At 57.5% G+C, this 817-nt stretch carries 1 protein-coding gene; it reads right to left on the bottom strand.

Features of this window, described 5'->3' with window-relative positions; translation table 11 throughout:
* A partial coding sequence (rpsE, locus tag GFJ41_RS20920) for a 30S ribosomal protein S5 (RefSeq protein ID WP_500048756.1) occupies nucleotides 1–689 on the bottom strand: 689 nt, incomplete at its 3' end.
* Nucleotides 690–817 lie beyond the last annotated feature (128 nt).

The raw sequence follows: 817 nt of genomic DNA, 5'->3' as shown, positions 1-817 counted from the left end.
GCCTGAATAGCAGCAGTCTGGCTCCTCTGTACCGAGACCCTGGTGTGAGTTTTGGCCAGATGATCAGTGAATTCCTGGTAGGGAGATTTGGTAAACACCGTCTCCTTCCAGAGATCAGGGGTCAGATAGCTGTAGGTCTTGGAGATGGCATCAAAGGTAGCCTTGGCAAAGTTGCCCAGGGTGGCCGTGCAGCCTCTGGCAGAGGTGTAGCAGTCGTCAATACCAGCCATCATGAGCAGCTTCTTGGGAACAGGAGCCGACACAATGCCAGTACCACGGGGAGCAGGGATCAGACGCACTAGGACAGAGCCACAGCGGCCAGTAACCTTGCAAGGGACAGTGTGGGGCTTTCCGATCTTGTTACCCCAGTAGCCTCTCCTGACAGGGATGATTGACAGCTTGGCCAGGATGATGGCTCCCCGAATGGCGGTCGCCACCTCTTTAGAGCACTTCACTCCAAGACCAACATGGCCGTTGTAGTCCCCGATAGCGACAAAGGCCTTGAACCTGGTGCGCTGACCGGCCCTAGTCTGCTTCTGGACAGGCATGATCTTTAGCACCTCATCCTTCAGAGCGGATCCCAGGAAGAAATCAATGATCTCAGACTCCTTGATGGGCAGAGAATACAGGTAGATCTCCTCCAGGGACTTGATCTTCATGTCCTTCACCAGACGACCAAGCTTGGTCACGGGCACCCACTCCTTGTCCTCGGCCTTGCCGCCCCGGGCTCCACGGCCTCTACCCCGGCCTCTGCCCCGACCACGACCGCGGCCCCGGCCGCCAGTGCCAAAACCTCCACGGAAACCTCCTCTACCAC

Origin of the sequence: Paraclostridium dentum, from assembly GCF_012922555.1 — a bacterium.
In the GTDB taxonomy this organism is placed as follows: Bacteria; Bacillota; Clostridia; order Peptostreptococcales; family Peptostreptococcaceae; genus Paraclostridium; species Paraclostridium dentum.
The sequence above is the reverse complement of the archived record's forward strand: the minus strand, read 5'-3'. Positions and strand labels throughout refer to the sequence as shown.